This window comes from Bacillus sp. TH25 (genome assembly GCF_016650935.1).
GTDB lineage: Bacteria > Bacillota > Bacilli > Bacillales > Bacillaceae_G > Bacillus_A > Bacillus_A mycoides.
Window position 1 is genome coordinate 214,401 of record NZ_JAEKEU010000039.1, and the last position, 18,080, is coordinate 232,480.

General features: G+C 37.2%; 18 protein-coding genes, 2 pseudogenes and 1 other annotated feature. Of the genes and pseudogenes, 16 read left to right on the plus strand and 4 right to left on the minus strand.

The features are described from left to right. Window positions 1-16: 16 nt before the first annotated feature. From JFT89_RS24955 to tyrS, 5 genes are all read left to right on the plus strand, one after another. Window positions 17-538 carry a sugar O-acetyltransferase gene (locus tag JFT89_RS24955; RefSeq protein ID WP_201040866.1) on the plus strand — a complete coding sequence of 174 codons (522 nt, stop codon included), beginning with the start codon at window positions 17-19 and terminating at the stop codon, window positions 536-538. 66 nt (window positions 539-604) lie between these two features. Continuing rightward, the gene (locus tag JFT89_RS24960; protein WP_002145368.1) at window positions 605-1,060 is read left to right on the plus strand and encodes a hypothetical protein; all 456 of its coding nucleotides are present in this window, start codon (window positions 605-607) and stop codon (window positions 1,058-1,060) included. Further along, entirely contained in the window at window positions 1,041-1,586 is a 546-nt protein-coding gene (locus tag JFT89_RS24965; RefSeq protein WP_016095995.1) for an RNA polymerase sigma factor, read from the plus strand. Before JFT89_RS24960 ends, JFT89_RS24965 begins: the two co-directional genes overlap by 20 nt. Next, window positions 1,567-1,812, plus strand: a complete 246-nt coding sequence (locus tag JFT89_RS24970; protein ID WP_002129419.1) for a hypothetical protein — start codon at window positions 1,567-1,569, stop codon at window positions 1,810-1,812. Before JFT89_RS24965 ends, JFT89_RS24970 begins: the two co-directional genes overlap by 20 nt. A gap of 77 nt (window positions 1,813-1,889) precedes the next feature. After that, window positions 1,890-2,118: a binding site (T-box leader), on the plus strand. A gap of 69 nt (window positions 2,119-2,187) precedes the next feature. Next, the gene (gene tyrS, locus JFT89_RS24975) at window positions 2,188-3,444 is read left to right on the plus strand and encodes a tyrosine--tRNA ligase (protein ID WP_016095996.1); all 1,257 of its coding nucleotides are present in this window, start codon (window positions 2,188-2,190) and stop codon (window positions 3,442-3,444) included. Between the two features lie 78 nt (window positions 3,445-3,522). On the opposite strand, the gene JFT89_RS24980 is transcribed toward tyrS, so the two are convergent. Beyond that, complete coding sequence (locus JFT89_RS24980; RefSeq protein WP_002138637.1) at window positions 3,523-3,825, minus strand: YjdJ family protein; 303 nt, start codon at window positions 3,823-3,825, stop codon at window positions 3,523-3,525. A gap of 185 nt (window positions 3,826-4,010) precedes the next feature. Here JFT89_RS24980 and JFT89_RS24985 point away from each other — a divergent pair, with 185 nt between their 5' ends. After that, complete coding sequence (locus JFT89_RS24985; RefSeq protein ID WP_002015573.1) at window positions 4,011-4,139, plus strand: hypothetical protein; 129 nt, start codon at window positions 4,011-4,013, stop codon at window positions 4,137-4,139. 379 nt (window positions 4,140-4,518) lie between these two features. Here JFT89_RS24985 and rpsD read toward each other — a convergent pair whose 3' ends face one another. After that, entirely contained in the window at window positions 4,519-5,121 is a 603-nt protein-coding gene (gene rpsD / locus JFT89_RS24990; RefSeq protein WP_002015568.1) for a 30S ribosomal protein S4, read from the minus strand. 398 nt (window positions 5,122-5,519) lie between these two features. On the opposite strand from rpsD, the gene megL reads away from it, so the two are divergent. Then, window positions 5,520-6,698, plus strand: a complete 1,179-nt coding sequence (megL, locus tag JFT89_RS24995) for a methionine gamma-lyase (protein WP_016095997.1) — start codon at window positions 5,520-5,522, stop codon at window positions 6,696-6,698. A gap of 199 nt (window positions 6,699-6,897) precedes the next feature. Here megL and JFT89_RS25000 read toward each other — a convergent pair whose 3' ends face one another. Next, window positions 6,898-7,377 carry a GAF domain-containing protein gene (locus JFT89_RS25000; protein ID WP_002067564.1) on the minus strand — a complete coding sequence of 160 codons (480 nt, stop codon included), beginning with the start codon at window positions 7,375-7,377 and terminating at the stop codon, window positions 6,898-6,900. A 147-nt stretch (window positions 7,378-7,524) separates the two neighbouring features. On the opposite strand from JFT89_RS25000, the gene refZ reads away from it, so the two are divergent. Then, complete coding sequence (gene refZ, locus JFT89_RS25005) at window positions 7,525-8,163, plus strand: forespore capture DNA-binding protein RefZ (protein ID WP_002145375.1); 639 nt, start codon at window positions 7,525-7,527, stop codon at window positions 8,161-8,163. 11 nt (window positions 8,164-8,174) lie between these two features. On the opposite strand, the pseudogene JFT89_RS25010 reads toward refZ, so the two are convergent. Beyond that, window positions 8,175-8,489: pseudogene (locus JFT89_RS25010) on the minus strand (EamA family transporter); the annotation flags it as partial. Between JFT89_RS25010 and JFT89_RS25015 the strand changes: the two are divergent. The 8 genes and pseudogenes from JFT89_RS25015 to JFT89_RS25050 all read left to right on the plus strand — a co-directional run. Next, window positions 8,478-9,045 (plus strand): annotated as a pseudogene (locus JFT89_RS25015) (LysR family transcriptional regulator substrate-binding protein); the annotation flags it as partial. The pseudogenes JFT89_RS25010 and JFT89_RS25015 sit on opposite strands and share 12 nt — an antisense overlap. Window positions 9,046-9,293: 248 nt before the next feature. Next, the gene (gene ezrA, locus JFT89_RS25020; RefSeq protein ID WP_016095999.1) at window positions 9,294-11,003 is read left to right on the plus strand and encodes a septation ring formation regulator EzrA; all 1,710 of its coding nucleotides are present in this window, start codon (window positions 9,294-9,296) and stop codon (window positions 11,001-11,003) included. A 274-nt stretch (window positions 11,004-11,277) separates the two neighbouring features. Continuing rightward, on the plus strand, window positions 11,278-12,420 hold the full coding sequence (locus JFT89_RS25025) for a cysteine desulfurase family protein (protein ID WP_002067571.1): 1,143 nt from the start codon (window positions 11,278-11,280) through the stop codon (window positions 12,418-12,420). Between the two features lie 6 nt (window positions 12,421-12,426). Continuing rightward, on the plus strand, window positions 12,427-13,641 hold the full coding sequence (gene thiI, locus JFT89_RS25030; protein ID WP_002067574.1) for a tRNA uracil 4-sulfurtransferase ThiI: 1,215 nt from the start codon (window positions 12,427-12,429) through the stop codon (window positions 13,639-13,641). Between the two features lie 79 nt (window positions 13,642-13,720). Then, on the plus strand, window positions 13,721-13,915 hold the full coding sequence (locus tag JFT89_RS25035) for an alpha/beta-type small acid-soluble spore protein (protein WP_000168891.1): 195 nt from the start codon (window positions 13,721-13,723) through the stop codon (window positions 13,913-13,915). 221 nt (window positions 13,916-14,136) lie between these two features. Continuing rightward, window positions 14,137-15,723, plus strand: a complete 1,587-nt coding sequence (mbcS, locus tag JFT89_RS25040) for an acyl-CoA synthetase MbcS (protein ID WP_002067576.1) — start codon at window positions 14,137-14,139, stop codon at window positions 15,721-15,723. Window positions 15,724-15,825: 102 nt separating this feature from the next. After that, window positions 15,826-16,257, plus strand: coding sequence for a VOC family protein (locus tag JFT89_RS25045; protein WP_002067577.1), 432 nt, complete (start codon window positions 15,826-15,828; stop codon window positions 16,255-16,257). A gap of 88 nt (window positions 16,258-16,345) precedes the next feature. Continuing rightward, window positions 16,346-17,914 carry an amidohydrolase gene (locus JFT89_RS25050; protein WP_201040868.1) on the plus strand — a complete coding sequence of 523 codons (1,569 nt, stop codon included), beginning with the start codon at window positions 16,346-16,348 and terminating at the stop codon, window positions 17,912-17,914. The last annotated feature ends 166 nt before the right edge of the window (window positions 17,915-18,080 follow it).

The window sequence follows — 18,080 nt, forward strand, 5'->3', positions numbered from 1 at the left end:
TTTATCGTATCGGGAAATGTACATACCGGCTGATCCCGTTTTAGTTCAAGACAGGAAGCAAGCTCGTATATTAACGAGAAAATTCAATGATACGCCAGAAGTGAAATTAAAAGAGCGTAGCGAAATCGTAAAAGAACTATTCGGAACGACTGGAGATAATATTCATCTTGAATCTTCTTTTAGATGTGATTACGGCTATAACATTCACGTTGGCGAAAATTTTTACGCAAACTTTGACTGTACAATTTTAGACGTATGCCCGGTGACAATCGGAGTGAACTGTATGTTAGCTCCAGGTGTTCACATTTATACAGCAACACACCCGCTTGATCCAGTAGAACGCATAAGTGAATCAGAATACGGAAAACCAGTTACAATTGGTGATAACGTATGGATTGGCGGAAGAGCGATTATTAATCCAGGTTTAACAATTGGAGACAATGCGGTCATCGCATCTGGCGCTGTTGTAACGAAAGATGTGCCGGAAAATGTAGTAGTTGGCGGAAATCCTGCAAAGATTATTAAAAAAATAAAATAATATTTGAACGAAGCGCCTTCCTCGTCTGTATACATTTATGAAAGAATAGATGAGGGAGGCTTTTATATGTCTAATAAATTACTTCTTACTTTTGCCTTAATTGGAACTATAGTTGTGTTTTCCTGTGGACTGTTTTTGCCGATACCAATCGGATTTAAAGTTTCAATGATTACAGCTGGAGTTATGATGATTGTTATGTTTTCAATCCTTATTCCATTTGATAGAAAATATATAGTACGGAAAAAAGGATATAAAATTGATTTTACAAAAACAAAAGTGTACTTTCGCTGGAATGTATTTGATACGATTTCAGCTTGCCTGGCAGTGTATGCATGTATATGTGTGCAAGCATTAAATATTTTAGTATTAAGTGGTCATACAATACTAAATCCATATGTTCAATTTTTTATACTTCAATCACAAACATGGATTATTGTAGCAAGTGTATATTTAATTTCCCGTATTTCATTAACGTTAAAAGGAATAAAGGAGATAAAAAAACATGGCGCAGATTGGGATTGAGGAGGAGCTCATGCTTGCTTATCAAAGTGGAGATAAGCAGGCTGGGGAAAAACTATACGTTTTAATTAAACCAGCGCTATATACATTCTTGTATCGATTTAACCGAGATGAACAATTAAGTATCGATCTCGTGCAAGATACGTTTTTGACGTTAGAACGAAAGAAACATATGTATGAAACCCGAAAAGGCAAAATAAAAACGTATTTATTTCAAATCGGTTATCGTCTTATGATTAATAAATTAAATAGAAGAAAGAAATGGCGTTCTCTTTTACCATTTTTAGTGCCGATTCAGGAAAAGGAGTTTTCCCACGAAGACCGGCTTACGGTAAGAGAAGCAATTTTGAAAGTTCCTGAAGAACAGCGAGCGGTCCTGATTCTCTCTTATTATCATGATATGCAGCAAAAAGAAATTGCAGAGGTACTGGATATTCCTGTTGGAACAGTGAAGTCGAGACTTCATAACGGGATAAAGAAATTGAAACAATTGCTGGAGGTGGATGAAATTGAACGAAAATCCCTTTAAGAATGAATATAAATTAAAGCAGCATTTAGATAGCGATCATGTAGAAATACCGGATTTTCCAAAAACGGTAAGCCGCTTCGAGCGATTTCTTGGATTTCTTGCTTCTCCAGCGAAAGATCCTGTGGAAGCGACGATTGGGAATGATTTATCGGTTGTGTTTCATGTGTCGTTATTAGTTGGTGTTCCAGTTATTTCTCTTATTACGATATTCCTTGCGACTTTATAAAGGATTGGTAGGGAAAGAACTCATACCTCTATTTGACACGCCTATATAAATGATGGTATAAAGAAAAGTATATGAATAATTGAGCGTGGAAAGGGAGAAGTAGTGATCATTTCCCTGTTTTAGAGAGCTGATGGTCGGTGGAAATCAGCACATAGATGATCGCGAATTACGCCCCTAGAGCATCTTTTTTCGATTGAAGTGTATTCAAAAGGGAAAAGACGGTGCTAAGCCGTTATGTAAATAAGGTGGTAGGCTTTTTTTGCCTGCAACTAGGGTGGTAACGCGATAATCAAAATCGTCCCTTATTTAAGGGGCGATTTTTTTATGTTTTCAACCTTCACGCCAGTAATGAACTTAAAGGAGAGTATGTAGGATATGGGTATTTTACAAGATCTTGAATTTCGCGGTTTAATTAATCAGCAAACAGATGCTGAGGGACTTGAGCAATTATTAGAAAAAGAAAGCGTTAAATTATACTGTGGTTTCGACCCGACAGCGGATAGCTTACACATCGGTCATATGTTACCAGTATTAATGTTACGTCGTTTCCAATTAGCTGGTCACCAACCAATTGCACTTGTTGGCGGTGGTACTGGCATGATCGGTGACCCAAGTGGTAAAAAAGCAGAGCGTACATTAAATACGAAAGATACAGTTGCTTACTACACAGAAAGCATTAAAAACCAACTTTCAAACTTCTTAGAGTTTGAAAACGTGGACAACCCAGCAACAATGGCTAACAACTATGATTGGCTTGGTAACTTAGATGTAATTTCATTCTTACGCGATATCGGTAAAAACTTCGGTTTAAACTATATGTTAGCAAAAGATACAGTAGCATCTCGTTTAGATACTGGTATTTCATTCACTGAGTTTAGTTATATGATTTTACAATCATACGACTTCTTAAACTTATACCAAAACCATAATTGCCGTCTACAAATCGGTGGTAGTGACCAATGGGGTAACATTACAGCTGGTCTTGAATTAATCCGTAAATCAGAAGAAGATGCGAAAGCGTTCGGTTTAACAATTCCACTAGTTACAAAATCTGACGGTACGAAGTTTGGTAAAACAGAAGGCGGCGCAATTTGGTTAGACCCAGAGAAAACAACTCCTTACGAGTTCTACCAATTCTGGATTAACACAGATGACCGCGACGTTGTTAAATACTTAAAATACTTCACATTCTTATCTCATGAAGAAATTCTTGAGCTTGAAAAGCAAGTAACTGAAGCACCAGAAAAACGTGCAGCACAAAAATCATTAGGATCTGAAATGACAAAACTTGTTCATGGCGAAGAAGCGTTAGAGCAAGCAATTAAAATTTCAGCTGCATTATTCAGTGGCTCTGTAGCAGAACTTACTGCAAGCGAAATCGAGCAAGGATTCAAAGACGTACCATCTGTAGAACGTACTGCAGAAGATACAGTATTAATCGACTTACTTGTAGAAAGCAAAATTTCACCATCTAAACGTCAAGCACGTGAAGATGTAACGAACGGTGCAATCTACGTAAACGGTGAGCGTACACAAGCGTTAGACTACGTTGTAACAGAAAACGACCGCATCGAAGGTAAATTTACAATCGTTCGCCGCGGTAAGAAGAAATATTTCTTAATTCGTTACTAATCAGAAACGAATTTAAAACAAATAGTACCCCGAATGGTAGGCTGAAAAGTCTATCGTTCGGGGTTTTTATGTATGCATTTAAATTGCCTCATGATTTCTTTTAAATAGAATATGAAGAATTAATACGAGCATGTAAAGTAAGCTAATTAGCATAACGACAAATGCCCCGGGATAAAATTTTGCCGCATATATAAAGAAATCGATTTGATAAATATCGTCATAATGTGAAACGTACCCTTTAAAATAATTCGTAAACTTAGCGCTATATTTCCATTCATCAGGATTATCTATTAAATTACTCCCTTGATACCAACTCATAAGTGCTGAAGTAATAAAAAGCATACAGGCACTACCCAATTGAACCATTTGATTTATTGTCAAAAAAAACACCCCCATTTTATGGTTATTATAACGTGATAATTTGCCTTAATAAACTATTCTGTAGATAAAATATAGTTAGCAATCCTGTAACTTTTTTGTTGTAATCTCCTTTTCGAGTTCATACGGAAATCACATGTAAGCGGTATGATAAATGTATAACAAATAGAAAGGAGTGGTAAAACAAAATGTCACTAGAAGCGCTCATTATTTTTTCTTTGCTAAACGCTGGTCAGCTTGCAGAGAGCACGAAGGTTGATGTACATAAAGAGCAGAAAGATGCTTATGTATATGTTCAAAAAGAGGAAAATAAATAATTTTAATATATAAATAAAAGCTACCAGAGAGAACGTTTTAGTTTCTTTGGTAGCTTTTTCTATTGAGATATAATTTGGAAGTAATGAAAAAAGGAGTAGTCTGAAAACGAAATGATTATATGTTTAAGGGAATAAGTATAACAGCATGTAATGAAGATGGATTATAAAATTTTGCACAATAAACGGAGCCAGTATTAAAGAGAATCCAATCGTTGGAATGAATAAAAGAGAAGTAAGGACGATTATCCATAACTCATGAAAAAACTTCCTTGAAGTATCTTACTATACATACGACATTTATATAAATAAAAAAAGCCCAGGCCCCTTGATAAACAAGGTTCCTAAGGCTTTTAATAATACTCTTTGCAGAGTACCGAGATTAACGAGAGTAGAACTCTACGATTAATGCTTCGTTGATTTCAGCTGCTAACTCAGAACGCTCAGCGTGACGAGTGTAAGTAGCTTCTAACTTATCAGCATCGAAAGTTAAGTATTCTGGTACGAAGTTGTTAACTTCGATCGCTTCTTTAACAACAACAAGGCTGTTAGATTTTTCGCGAACGCTGATAGTTTGGTTAGGTTTAACGCGGTAAGATGGGATATCTACGCGAGCGCCATCAACCGTGATGTGACCGTGGTTTACTAATTGGCGAGCTGCACGACGAGTGCGAGCTAAGCCCATGCGGTAAACTAGGTTGTCAAGACGAGCTTCAAGAAGGATCATGAAGTTTTCGCCGTGCTTACCAGGCATTTTACCTGCTTGGTCAAATGTGCGACGGAATTGACGCTCAGTCATGCCGTACATGTGACGAAGTTTTTGTTTCTCTTGTAATTGTAAACCGTATTCTGAAAGTTTCTTACGTTGGTTAGGACCGTGAGGACCTGGTGCGTAAGGGCGTTTTTCTAATTCTTTTCCTGTGCCGCTTAGAGAGATTCCAAGACGACGAGACAGTTTCCATGCTGGACCTGTATAACGAGCCATAGTTGACTCCTCCTTTAAAAATGTTTTTATTTTCGTAAAATAAAAACAGACGTAATCGATATTTACGGGTATTTTGTTTTCATGTACCTTCGCTCCAGCAGCAGGGAGTTACGAGATACACCTCCGCAGAGGAACAAAATACAAACGATAAACTCACATTACAAGGCTGCCTTTTTATTTTACACAAACGCTATTATATCTTTTACTTACAGTTTCGTCAAGAGACTCCCTTTTTGTTTTATGCAGATAAATTTTCGAAATTAACAAGAAGGAATTTAAAACAATATAAAAGAAAAGATAGAAACACAAATAAAACGCTTACATAAAATGTAGTAAAAACGTTCATCAGTTTTTTACTGGTGGATATGTGGCAATAAAGACATAAGGGGGATGTTTTTATGAAAAAGAAGCATATGGAGACAGCGTTAATTCATCACGGTTATACATCAGAGGAACATAAAGGAAGTTTAACACCACCTTTATTTCAAACTTCTACATTTACGTTTGAGACAGCACAGCAAGGAGAAGCGAGTTTTGCGGGAGAAGATCCATCTTATATTTATTCAAGGCTTGGGAATCCAACTGTGAAATTATTTGAAGAACGTATGGCTGTTTTAGAAGGTGGAGAGGAAGCGCTGGCGTTCGGTTCAGGTATGGCAGCCATTTCAGCAACGTTAATCGGTTTTCTAAAGGCTGGAGATCATATTATTTGTTCAAATGGATTATATGGATGTACGTACGGTTTTTTAGAAGTATTAGAAGAGAAATTTATGATTACTCATTCGTTTTGTGATATGGAGACAGAGACTGATATTGAAAATAAAATTCGTCCAAATACAAAGCTCATTTTCGTTGAAACACCGATAAATCCAACGATGAAATTAATTGATTTAGAAAAGGTGATTGGGGTAGCGAAGCGCAATGATTTGCTTGTTATTGTTGATAATACGTTTTGTTCACCTTATTTACAAAGACCTCTTGAACTTGGTTGTGACGCCGTCGTTCACAGTGCGACAAAATATATTGGTGGTCACGGGGATGTTGTAGCGGGTGTAACAATTTGTAGAACGAAAACGTTAGCTGACAAAATCCGTCCGATGCGAAAAGATATCGGCGGTATTATGGCGCCGTTTGACGCGTGGTTATTGTTACGCGGATTAAAAACATTAGCAGTAAGAATGGATCGTCATTGTGATAATGCGGAAAAAATTGTATCGTTTTTGAAAAATCATGAAGCAGTAGAAGGTGTTTGGTATCCGGAGGGAGAATTAGCATCTCGGCAAATGAAACGAGGTGGGGGCGTTATTTCTTTTTCAATTAAAGGTGGAAAAGAGGAAACACAGTCGTTTATCAATGACCTCCATTTTATTACAATTGCCGTAAGTTTAGGTGATACAGAAACGTTAATTCAGCATCCAGCGACGATGACGCATGCAGCTATTCCGGCTGAACTAAGAAAAGAAATGGGTATTTTTGATAATTTAATACGCCTATCTGTCGGCTTAGAATCATGGGAAGATATCGTTTCTGATTTAGAACAGGCACTAAAGAAGATATCTACTGTTAGTAATCAATAAAGTGAAACTTTAATCAGTGGGGGTTTTGTCCATCCCTAGCTGATTATTAGCCCTCACCAATCGGGCTTTTACGGGCAGTTATCTCCCACTTAACTTCCTTGTATTCGCCGAATTTACTGCCCGTTAATGCGGGATAAAAAAGAGTGAGCTATCGGTTTCGTACGTTACGTACGTAATCGATAGCTCACTCTTTTCTTTATTAAATATGTTTTAGGAGTGTTTCCACAAACTTTTCTAAATAGTGCTGATCTACTTCATCAAAACGATTTTTTTCAGGACTATCAATATCAAGCACACCAATGATATTTCCTTCTTTCATAATCGGTACAACGATTTCAGAATTAGAGGCACTATCGCAAGCGATATGTCCTGGGAATTGGTGCACGTCCGCTACAAGTTGCGTTGTTTTTGTTTCAGCTGCAACGCCGCAAACACCGCGTCCGAACGGAATACGCACGCAAGCTGGCATTCCTTGGAATGGTCCAAGAACAAGCTGATTTCCTTCTGTTACATAAAAGCCAACCCAATTAACGCGATCTAAAAATTGATTTAATAGTGCGGACGCATTTGATAAGTTTGCGACTACGTTCGGTTCGCCAGTTAATAATGCATCCAGTTGTTTAATTACTGTCTCGTATTGCTTTTCACGAGATCCTGCATAACTTTCTTTTGTAAACATGGAAACAACTCCCTTTTTATCGAGATATGTAAAATGGTAGCAAAATACGATGTATTTCACATGACTTTGTCGATAGAAAATTAAAGGAATTTGTCTTAAAAGTCAAGAAATTTAAACTATAGCTGTTCATTGAGAGGAAGTGAGCGCATGAAGCAGACGAAACAAAAGGTAATTGATGCGGCAATATCGTTGTTTAATACGAAAGGTTATGACGGGACATCGGTGCGAGACATTGCAAAGCGAGCGGATGTGAATGTAGCGAATATTTCATATTATTTTGCTGGAAAGCAAGGGTTATTAGAACAGCTTATTACGGATTTTTTAGAAGGATATATTCACGTAATTGAAACGTCATTTGAACAAAGAGAATATTTATCGGCTAAAGATGTGATGGTGCAAATGGTGCGAGGGATTTTACGATATCAATTTGATAATAGAGAACTGACACGTTTTTTTTATAGAGAGCTTTCGCTTGATACGACATTAATTCGTGAAGTGATGACCGTTTATTTTTCGAGAGAAAGATATTATATAGAACAAATCATTAAACAAGGACAAATGAAGCAAGAATTTAAGAAGGTATCTTTTACAATGTTTATGACGCAATTAAAGGGCATGATGAATATGCCGTTTTTATATCCACAATATATATCAGAGGTGCTACACTCGTTTCCATCTGAGACGTTTTTCTTAGAAATGTATACGAAGGAAATTGAGCAATGGATGGAACGAACATTATATAAAGCGAGTATGTATTATGAACTGCCAAGAGCTATTCATATGTGAAAAATCCCCACCTAACGAACTGAGGTGGGGATTTTTATATGTTGTTTTCTTTGCCATAAATTGTTGCATACTAGCGCAATAATTGTTAATGAGGCGCCGGCAATTTCTATGTTATCGACAGTATAACCTTGAAACATAGAACCGATAAGTGCAAGTACAGGAACTAAATTCATAAATAATATGCCGTTAATAGACGAAATATATCGATTTCCCGTGTTCCAGCAAAATACAGCGATACCCCCCGCAACAATCGACATATAAAGGAGTTCAAAACGAACGCTCATAACTGTATGTAGTGACGGTACAGAAATTATATTTGTGTAGGTATATTACCGAGTTTAGCGGCTCATTACATATCAAAGTGTAAAGACTTATTAGAGGATATATTATGAAATAGAATGGGAAATTGAGCATACGAAAGTATTAATGGAGTTATTTAAAGAGCGAAAAATTGAAGCGATGTTCATCGATTCAGTAGTAGAAGGCGCTACGTATATAAAAGAAATGCGGGAAGAAAAAATCGTTTGTGCTGTTTCGAATGATCATCCGTATAGGGCGAAAAGGGTAATCAAAATGGAAGAGTTGCAAAATGAACAGCTAATTGTATACCCAGAAATATGTGATGTAAGGAAAATGATTATGAATGTGTTTCAATGTATGGGCGCGAAACCAATAATTGCGGTTGAAACATCTTATGCAGAACCGATGATTGCGATGGTAGGAGCTGGACTTGGTATAACATTGCTTCCGGAAACCGCTTTACAGTAAGCCGTAATGCAAGGTAACGTACGTACGATTTCTGTAGAACCACCACTAATGCGAAAGATTTATTTCGTCTCTCATATGAAAGAGAGCTCGTTATCCTGCATTAACTGCCCGTAAAAGCCTTACCTTTATTGCATTCATTTGAGGACGGATAATGGAATAAGTGGAATATTAAGAAATATTACAATCACAAGTAAAGAAACATGAAATTTTAAAAAAAACTAGGTCAAAAACACGTCATTACATGGTATGATTAGAACATTGTTAGTTGTTAAATATAGGGGAATTCCCTTTTTATACATAATGCCTTCCATTTCATAAACGGAACGGACAAAAAAAGAGATATAACTAGGAGGCTTTTTTGCATGGATTCTATCCTGACGATCGTTATCATTGTAGTAAGCTCTATTCTAGTGCTGCTCATGATAGAGCTTGTGATAAGAAATCGTTCATATAAAGATATTGAAGCACTGGAGCAGTGGAAACAAGAGATAAAAGATAAACCTGTGGCAGATGAACTAAAGCGGGTAAAAGATTTAAATATGACAGGTCAAACAGAAGAGCTGTTTGGTAAATGGCGTGAAGAGTGGGATGAAATTGTATCAACAACTCTTCCGAAAGCTGAAAAAGATTTAGGGCAAGCGCGAAAATTCGCCTCGCAATTCTCCTTCCGCAAAGCAAAGCATGCGATGAAAGAATCCATAAGTGGTTTAGATGACGCTGATAATCGTATTACAGACATTTTAAATGAATTACAGCAACTGTTAGAAAGCCATGAGAAAAATAGCGCGGAAATTGAAGGGTTACGTGATACATATCGTAGTATGAAAAAGAGCGTTCTTGCTCATCGACACATGTATGGAGCAGCTGAGCAAAAAATTGAAGAGATGTTAGATGTTGAATCCGAGAAGTTCAAAACTTTTGAAGAGGCAACAGATAATGGTGATTATTTAAAAGCGAGAGAAATTGTTATTAGTTTAGAAGAAGGTTTAGCAAGTTTAGAAATCGTTATTCATCAAATTCCGGATTTATTGGTAGAGTGTCAAGCGACATTACCAGTTCAGCTGGAAGATTTATTACAAGGTCATGATGATATGATAAGACAAGGCTATGTATTAGAGTATTTGGAAATCCCTAAAGAAGTCCGCGATATGACGACACAACTACACACATGTTTAATGGATATACAGGAACTTCATATAACAGAAGCAGCAGAAAAAGTAGAGAACTTAAAAACTCGTTTAGACAGTTTTTATGATCAACTTGAACAAGAAGTGCATGCGAAACATTATGTGGAGCAAAAAACACTGTCTGTTTATGAAGATTTAGAAGAAATTCGTACAGAAACAATTGAAACGAAAATAGAAACACAACTTGTGAAACAAAGTTATCAATTACAAGACAAAGATATTGAGTCACAAAAAGTAATTGAAAAGCAAATGCATATTTTAATGAAACGTTTTGAAGTGTTACAAATACGCGTTGCTGAACAAGATATTGCATTCTCTATTATTCGTGAGGAACTAGAAGAGGTTTATGAGCAATGTGAAACTTTAAAAGTACTTCATGCAGAATATAAAGAAATGCTGCAAACGATGCGCAAAGAAGAATTTGAAGCACGTGAGAAGTTACAAGAAATGCGAAATACAATTTTTGAGACGAAACGTTTTATGCAAAAGTCGAATTTACCAGGTCTTCCAGAGAGTATTATGGAAGATTTACAAAAAGGGCAAATGGCGATGCAAGCTGTATATGAGCAATTAGAAGTAAAGCCGTTAAATATGAATACTGTAAATAGCAGTTTAGAAGAAGCATACACAGTTGTGAATGGTGTATCTGAAATGACAGAAGAACTAATTGGACAAGCTTATTTAGTTGAAAAACTAATTCAATACGGTAACCGATACCGCAGTCATGATGAGAACCTTGCAGAAAGCTTAAATTATGCGGAGAAATTATTCCGTGAATATCAATACGATGCAGCTTTAGAACAAGCGGCTTCTATATTAGAGCAACTTGAACCTGGTGTTGTTAAAAAAATAGCTGAATATGTAGACAATGAGCAAACCCTTTAATAAAGGGTTTGTTTTTTTGTGTAATTTTGAAGTCGATGTTGCTATAATGAATAGCGGAATACAGTAAGGTTGTTCGTTTCAAAATAAAGTGAAACCATAAGTGATGGGGTTTCATCCACCACTGATTATTAATCTTCACCACTCAGTATGCCTGCAAATGGCCGGGGGAAATGTACACTTTTATATAAAAACGGAACCTTTGAGTAGTCTTAGCGTAATTACACGTATTTGTGATATGATTATATGATGTGATAGCGCTGAAAGGGGAAGAACGATGATCTATTTTGATAATAGTGCGACGACGAAGCCATATCCAGAAGCGCTTCAATCGTACGTAACGGTTGCAGGGAAATATTTTGGTAATCCTTCTTCTATTCACTCGCTTGGAGGAGAGGCAGAGCGTCTATTAACACAATCGAGAACGATTGCGGCACAGCTCCTTCACGTTAAACCTTCTGAAATTATTTTCACATCAGGTGGAACGGAAGGGAATAACCTTGCGATTAAAGGGATAGCGATGAGGAATCGTTCGCGCGGTAAACATATCATTACAACAAATATTGAACACGCGTCTGTGTTTGAAGCATATAAACAATTAGAAGATCTCGGTTTTGATGTAACGTATTTACCGGTTAACGAGCACGGTGTTGTATCGGTAGAAGATGTAAAACGAGCACTTCGTGAAGATACGATTCTTGTGTCAATTATTCACGTGAACAACGAGACTGGAGCGATTCAGCCCGTTACTGAAATTGGAACATTATTAACGAACTATCCGAAAATAAGATTCCACGTGGACCATGTACAAGGGATAGGAAAAGTACCACTTGATTTATACGCTTCTCATATTGACCTTTGTTCAATATCTGGACATAAATTTCATAGCGTAAAGGGGACAGGTCTTCTTTACGTACGTGATGGTGTAAGATTAGATCCAATCTTATCAGGTGGTCAACAAGAGCTCAAGTATCGTTCAGGTACAGAAAATTTACCTGGTATTGTAGCGATGGTGAAAGCACTTCGTATGACGATGGAACAAGTGAAAGAAAAGATAGTTCATTTGCAAAATTTACAAACAGAGCTGGTCCGTTTCTTTAAAGAGATGGAAACTGTAACGATTAATACATCACTTGAATATGCGGCACCGCACATTTTAAATGTATCATTTGTCGGTTTAAAACCAGAAGTAGTCGTTCATGCTTTAGAAGAGCATGGTGTATATGTATCGACGAAGTCTGCTTGTTCTTCAAAAGCAAATGAAGTGAGCAGAGTACTAGTGGCAATGGGAGTACCGCACGCCGCAGCTACAAGTGCGATTCGCATTAGTCTAGCACCAGACAACACGATGGAAGAAGTAAAACAATTTGAAGGTATTGTTAAAGAGACGATGCCAAAATTATATGAAGTGATGAGGTAAAGAAATATGATGACATATGAATATATTTTAGTTCGTTATGGAGAAATGACGACAAAAGGAAAGAACCGTTCTAAGTTTGTAAGTACGTTAAAAGATAATGTGAAATTCAAATTAAAAAAATTCCCAAACATTAAAATTGATGCAACACATGATCGTATGTACATTCAGTTAAATGGTGAAGACCATGAAGCAATTTCTGAAAGATTGAAAGATGTATTTGGTATTCATAAGTTTAACTTAGCAATGAAAGTACCATCAGAATTAGAAGATATTAAAAAAGGTGCATTAGCAGCTTTCTTACAAGTAAAAGGTGATGTGAAAACATTTAAAATTACAGTGCACCGCTCTGATAAGCGCTTCCCAATGAAGACGATGGAGTTACTTCCAGAAATCGGTGGGCACATTTTAGAAAATACAGAGGATATCACAGTAGATGTTCATAATCCAGATGTGAATGTACGTATAGAAATTCGCAGTGGTTACAGCTATATTATGTGTGGTGAGCACATGGGAGCTGGCGGTTTACCAGTTGGCGTTGGCGGAAAAGTAATGGTACTTCTTTCTGGTGGTATCGATAGCCCGGTAGCAACTTACTTAACGATGAAACGCGGCGTATCTGTGGAAGCAGTTCACTTCCATAGTCCACCTTTCACAAGCGAGCGCGCGAAACAAAAAGTAATCGATTTAGCACAAGAGTTAACGAAATACTGTAAACGTGTAACACTTCACCTTGTTCCATTTACTGAAGTGCAAAAAACGATTAATAAAGAAATTCCATCTAGCTATTCTATGACAGTTATGCGTCGTATGATGATGCGTATTACAGAGCGTATTGCAGAGGAGCGTAATGCACTTGCAATTACGACTGGTGAAAGTCTTGGACAAGTAGCGAGCCAAACGTTAGATAGTATGCATACGATTAACGAAGTGACAAACTATCCTGTTATTCGTCCGCTTATTACGATGGATAAATTAGAAATTATTAAAATTGCAAAAGAAATTGGAACGTATGATATTTCAATTCGTCCATATGAAGACTGCTGTACAGTATTTACACCAGCAAGTCCATCGACGAAACCGAAGCGTGAGAAAGCAAATCGTTTTGAAGCGAAGTACGATTTCGCGCCGTTAATTGAAGAGGCTGTAGCGAACAAAGAAACAATGGTATTACAAACAGTAGAAGTAGTGGCTGAAGAAGAAAAATTCGAAGAACTTTTCTAAACCCATAAATTACCACATTCAAATGTGCATGAAGTCATGTTGTTTATCACACTCTATACTCACAAGGAGGTGATACAACATGGCAAGCACAAATAAATTAGCAGTATCTGGTGCTCAAGCAGCATTAGATCAAATGAAATACGAAATCGCTCAAGAGTTTGGTGTTCAACTTGGAGCTGATGCAACATCTCGCGCTAACGGATCTGTTGGTGGCGAAATTACTAAACGTCTAGTTTCACTAGCTGAGCAACAATTAGGCGGTTACCAAAAATAATCCCATATACGATGGCTTAGAAAGAGCGGGTTCTCCCGCTCTTTCTTTTTGTCGTTTTCGTCGTTATTTGCCGATGAATCGTTATGTTAAAAACATCGTCGCTATACATCCATACATCAATTCGACATAAATATAAAAAAATTGTCAAAAGAAGAGGGTTCAAAATTTACTGAAAATTCTTTATTATATAAGGGAGGCATAGAAATAAAGGAGGATGTTATATGAAAAGAGAGGAATTGTTAGCGCCGCCGTCTTATAATTTAGTTTCGGAAATAGAGAAATATATGAGTGATAAAGAGAAGCTTGCTTTAATTTGGCAAGATGATAAAGGGAATAGACGAGAGATTACATATTTTGAATTAATGCAAGGTGCGAATAAAATTGGAAACGCTTTTATAAAAAGTGGCTTACAAAAAGGGGACAAGCTCCTTATTATGATGCCGCGCTTAATTGAAGCTTACATGACGTATATTGCTGCGATTAAAGCAGGATTTGTCGTTATTCCAAGCTCAGAAATGTTGCGTAAAAAAGATATTGAGTACCGTATTGGGCACGGAGAAGTGAAAGCAATTGTAAGTTACGAACCGTATATTGGACAATTCGACGGCGTAGAAGCGGTGGAATCTCTTCAAAAATTCGTCCTGAGCGAGCGATCAGTAGATGGATGGACGAATTTAAAAACAGCATTAGAAACGGAAAGTGATACGTTAGAAATGGCGAAGACGGATAAAGAAGATATGGTCTTTTTATCTTATACGTCAGGGACGACAGGAAATCCAAAAGGAGTTGTTCATACGCATGCATGGGCATACGCTCATTTACGTACAAGCGCCCCGAACTGGCTCGGAATCGAAGAAGAAGATGTTGTATGGGCAACGGCTAGTCCAGGCTGGCAAAAATGGATTTGGAGCCCGTTTGTAGCGACTCTCGGTTCAGGTGCAACAGGATTTGTATATAACGGCAAATTTGAACCAAAAACATATTTGAATTTATTAGGTGATAATAAGGTGAATGTACTTTGTTGTACGCCGACTGAGTATAGATTAATGGCAAAGGTAGAAAATTTAAGTGAGTATAATTTAGAAGCGTTACATAGCGCTGTATCAGCTGGTGAGCCGTTAAACAGGGAAGTTATTGAAACGTTCCAAAGGCATTTTGATATTACGGTAAGAGACGGTTATGGGCAAACGGAAAACACATTACTCGTTGGGATAATGAAAGGGATGGACATTAGACCAGGATCAATGGGAAAACCGACGCCAGGAAACCATGTTGATATCGTAAATGAAGAAGGAACTCCTGTACAGGTAGGAGAAGTTGGTGATATTGCAGTTCACATTGAAACACCAGCACTCTTTAAACAATATTATAAAGACGATGAGCGCACAGCGATGCAATTCCGCGGTGATTATTATATTACCGGTGATAAAGCGAAAAAAGATGAAGAAGGCTATTTTTGGTTTGAAGGTCGCGGTGATGATATTATTATTAGCTCTGGTTATACAATCGGACCGTTTGAAGTCGAAGATGCACTTGTAAAACATCCATATGTAAGAGAATGTGCGGTTGTCGCAAGCCCTGATGAAATTCGCGGAAGTGTCGTGAAGGCATTTATCGTATTAAGAGAGAATATAGACAAGAACGAAGAAACATTAATTCCAGTGCTCCAACAACACGTCAAAGAATTGACTGCACCATATAAATACCCTCGCAAAATTGAATTTGTAGATGAACTACCAAAAACGATTTCCGGAAAAATTCGCCGTATTGAACTTAGAAAACAAGAAATGGAGCTTCCTTCAAAATAATTTTGAAAATAGGGAAGTAAATAGTTGAATGAAATGTAAAACGATGATATCATAAAAACGAACACAAGTTCGATTTTATAAATTAAAAAAAGAGGTGTCCGTATGATTTTAGGTATTAATCCGTACTTAGTTTTAGATGGTAGTGGGCAAGAGGCTGTACAGTTTTACAAAGAGGCGTTAGACGCAAAAGTAGAAGTAATGCAAACTTTTGGTGACATGCCTGAAAATCCAGAATACCCAATTCCAGCTGAAGCGAAAGAGCGCGTTTTACATGCTACTTTAAAAGTTGGTAATACGGACCTTATGATTTCTGATACATTCCCAGGTCAAGGGCATGCAATCGGATCTCAAGTAACAATCGCAATTCAAATTAATAATGCAGAAAAAGCGAAAGAAGTATTTGATAAGTTACAAGAAGGTGGAGAAGTTATTATGCCACTTCAAGAAACTTTCTGGAGCCCAGCATACGGACAAGTAAAAGATAAATTTAACATTGAATGGCAAGTTACAACGTCTACTACTGAACAAAATTAATTTTTGGGAAAGCACCATTTTTAATCGAAATGGTGCTTTTTTTATACGAATGAATTTCGTAGACTAAAGGGAAAAGGGGGATGAGTATATGGGAGAAATTTGGTATGGCGGCACCATTTACACTATGCGAGAAGAGAATGAAAAAGTAGAAGCTATTTACGTTGAAAATGGCGTCATTGTTGATATAGGGAATAAAGAAGAGTTAGAAAACCGATATTCAGAAGTGAAGTTATGTGACTTAAAAGGGAAAACGATGATTCCAGGACTCGTTGATAGCCATATGCACCTTATTGGCCATGGGGAGAGGTTGCTTCGTCTAGATCTATCAAATTGCAAATCTTATAGCGAAGTACTTACTCTTGTTCAGAAGCGCGTAGAAGAAGCGCCAAAAGGATCTTGGATTATCGGAGAAGGATGGAATGAAAATAATTTTACAGATACAAAACAAGTTCATGTACGTGATTTAGATGAAATCTCTAAAGAATATCCGATTTTATTAAAGCGCGTTTGTCGTCACGTGACATGGGTGAATTCATACATATTGCAAGAAGCGAACATAACAGAAGCGACGCAAGATCCAAAGGGCGGAAAAATTGGTCGTGACTCATTAAATAAATTAACAGGACTTTTATATGAGCAAGGACAAGAGTTAATTAAACATGTTCAGCCCGAAATAGATGGAGTGTATTTGCAAAGTGCTCTGCAAACAGCGATTTCAGACTGCTGGCAATACGGACTCGTTGGCGGACATACGGAAGACTTAAATTATTATGGCGGCTTTCAAAAAACGTACAATGCGTTTTCATACGTTATAAAAGAAATGCGGTTTAAAGCGCATTTACTCGTTCACCATGAAGTAGCGAATGAACGAAAAGAATATGAAAATGAGCACTATATTGAATTTGGTGCGATGAAAATTTTTTCTGACGGCTCTTTTGGCGGAAGAACAGCTTTATTAAGTGAACCGTATGAAGATGCGAAGGAAACAAATGGAGTTGCCATTTTCTCACGTGAAGAGCTTGCAGGTTTAGTGAAAAAAGCACGAGATTTACATATGCCAGTTGCGATTCATACAATTGGTGATTTATCGCTTGAATATGTCATTGATGCGCTTGAATTACATCCACCAGCAGAAGGATTACGTGACCGTATTATTCATTGTCAGCTAGCTCGTGAAGAGTTGATTGAAAGAATGAAACACTTGCCAGCTATTATTGATATTCAACCAGTCTTTGTTTCATCGGATTTTCCATCAGTGATTGAAAAACTAGGAGACCATCGTCTTCGTTATGCGTATGCTTGGAAGACATTGCTCGGCGCAGGGCTGCACTGCAATGGTGGATCTGATGCTCCAATTGAACAAGTGAATCCATTTTTAGGTATATATAGTGCTGTTACACGTAGAAGTTTTATTGATGGTGTATGTTATATCCCAGAAGAAAGATTAACGGTGTATGAGGCTGTTTCTTTATTTACAACAGGAAGTGCGTATGCAATTGGAAAAGAAGGAAAGCGAGGACAAATTACAAAAGGATATGAAGCAGACTTTACGATATTAGACCGCAATATTTTTGAAATTGAGGCGGAAGAAATAAAAGAAGTACAGGCAGAAATGACCGTCATTGATGGGGAGATTGTTTATAGGAAAGACGTGTGAAAATATATCAGCGATTTTCGGAATATATCAACCGCAACTCGAAATATATCAGCGATTATTGAAATATATCGACCATAACTTGAAATATATCAGCGATTATTAAAATATATCGACTTACCGACAAAAGCTGACAATAATGGCGACTGCATAGTAAGAGATGGCTGCC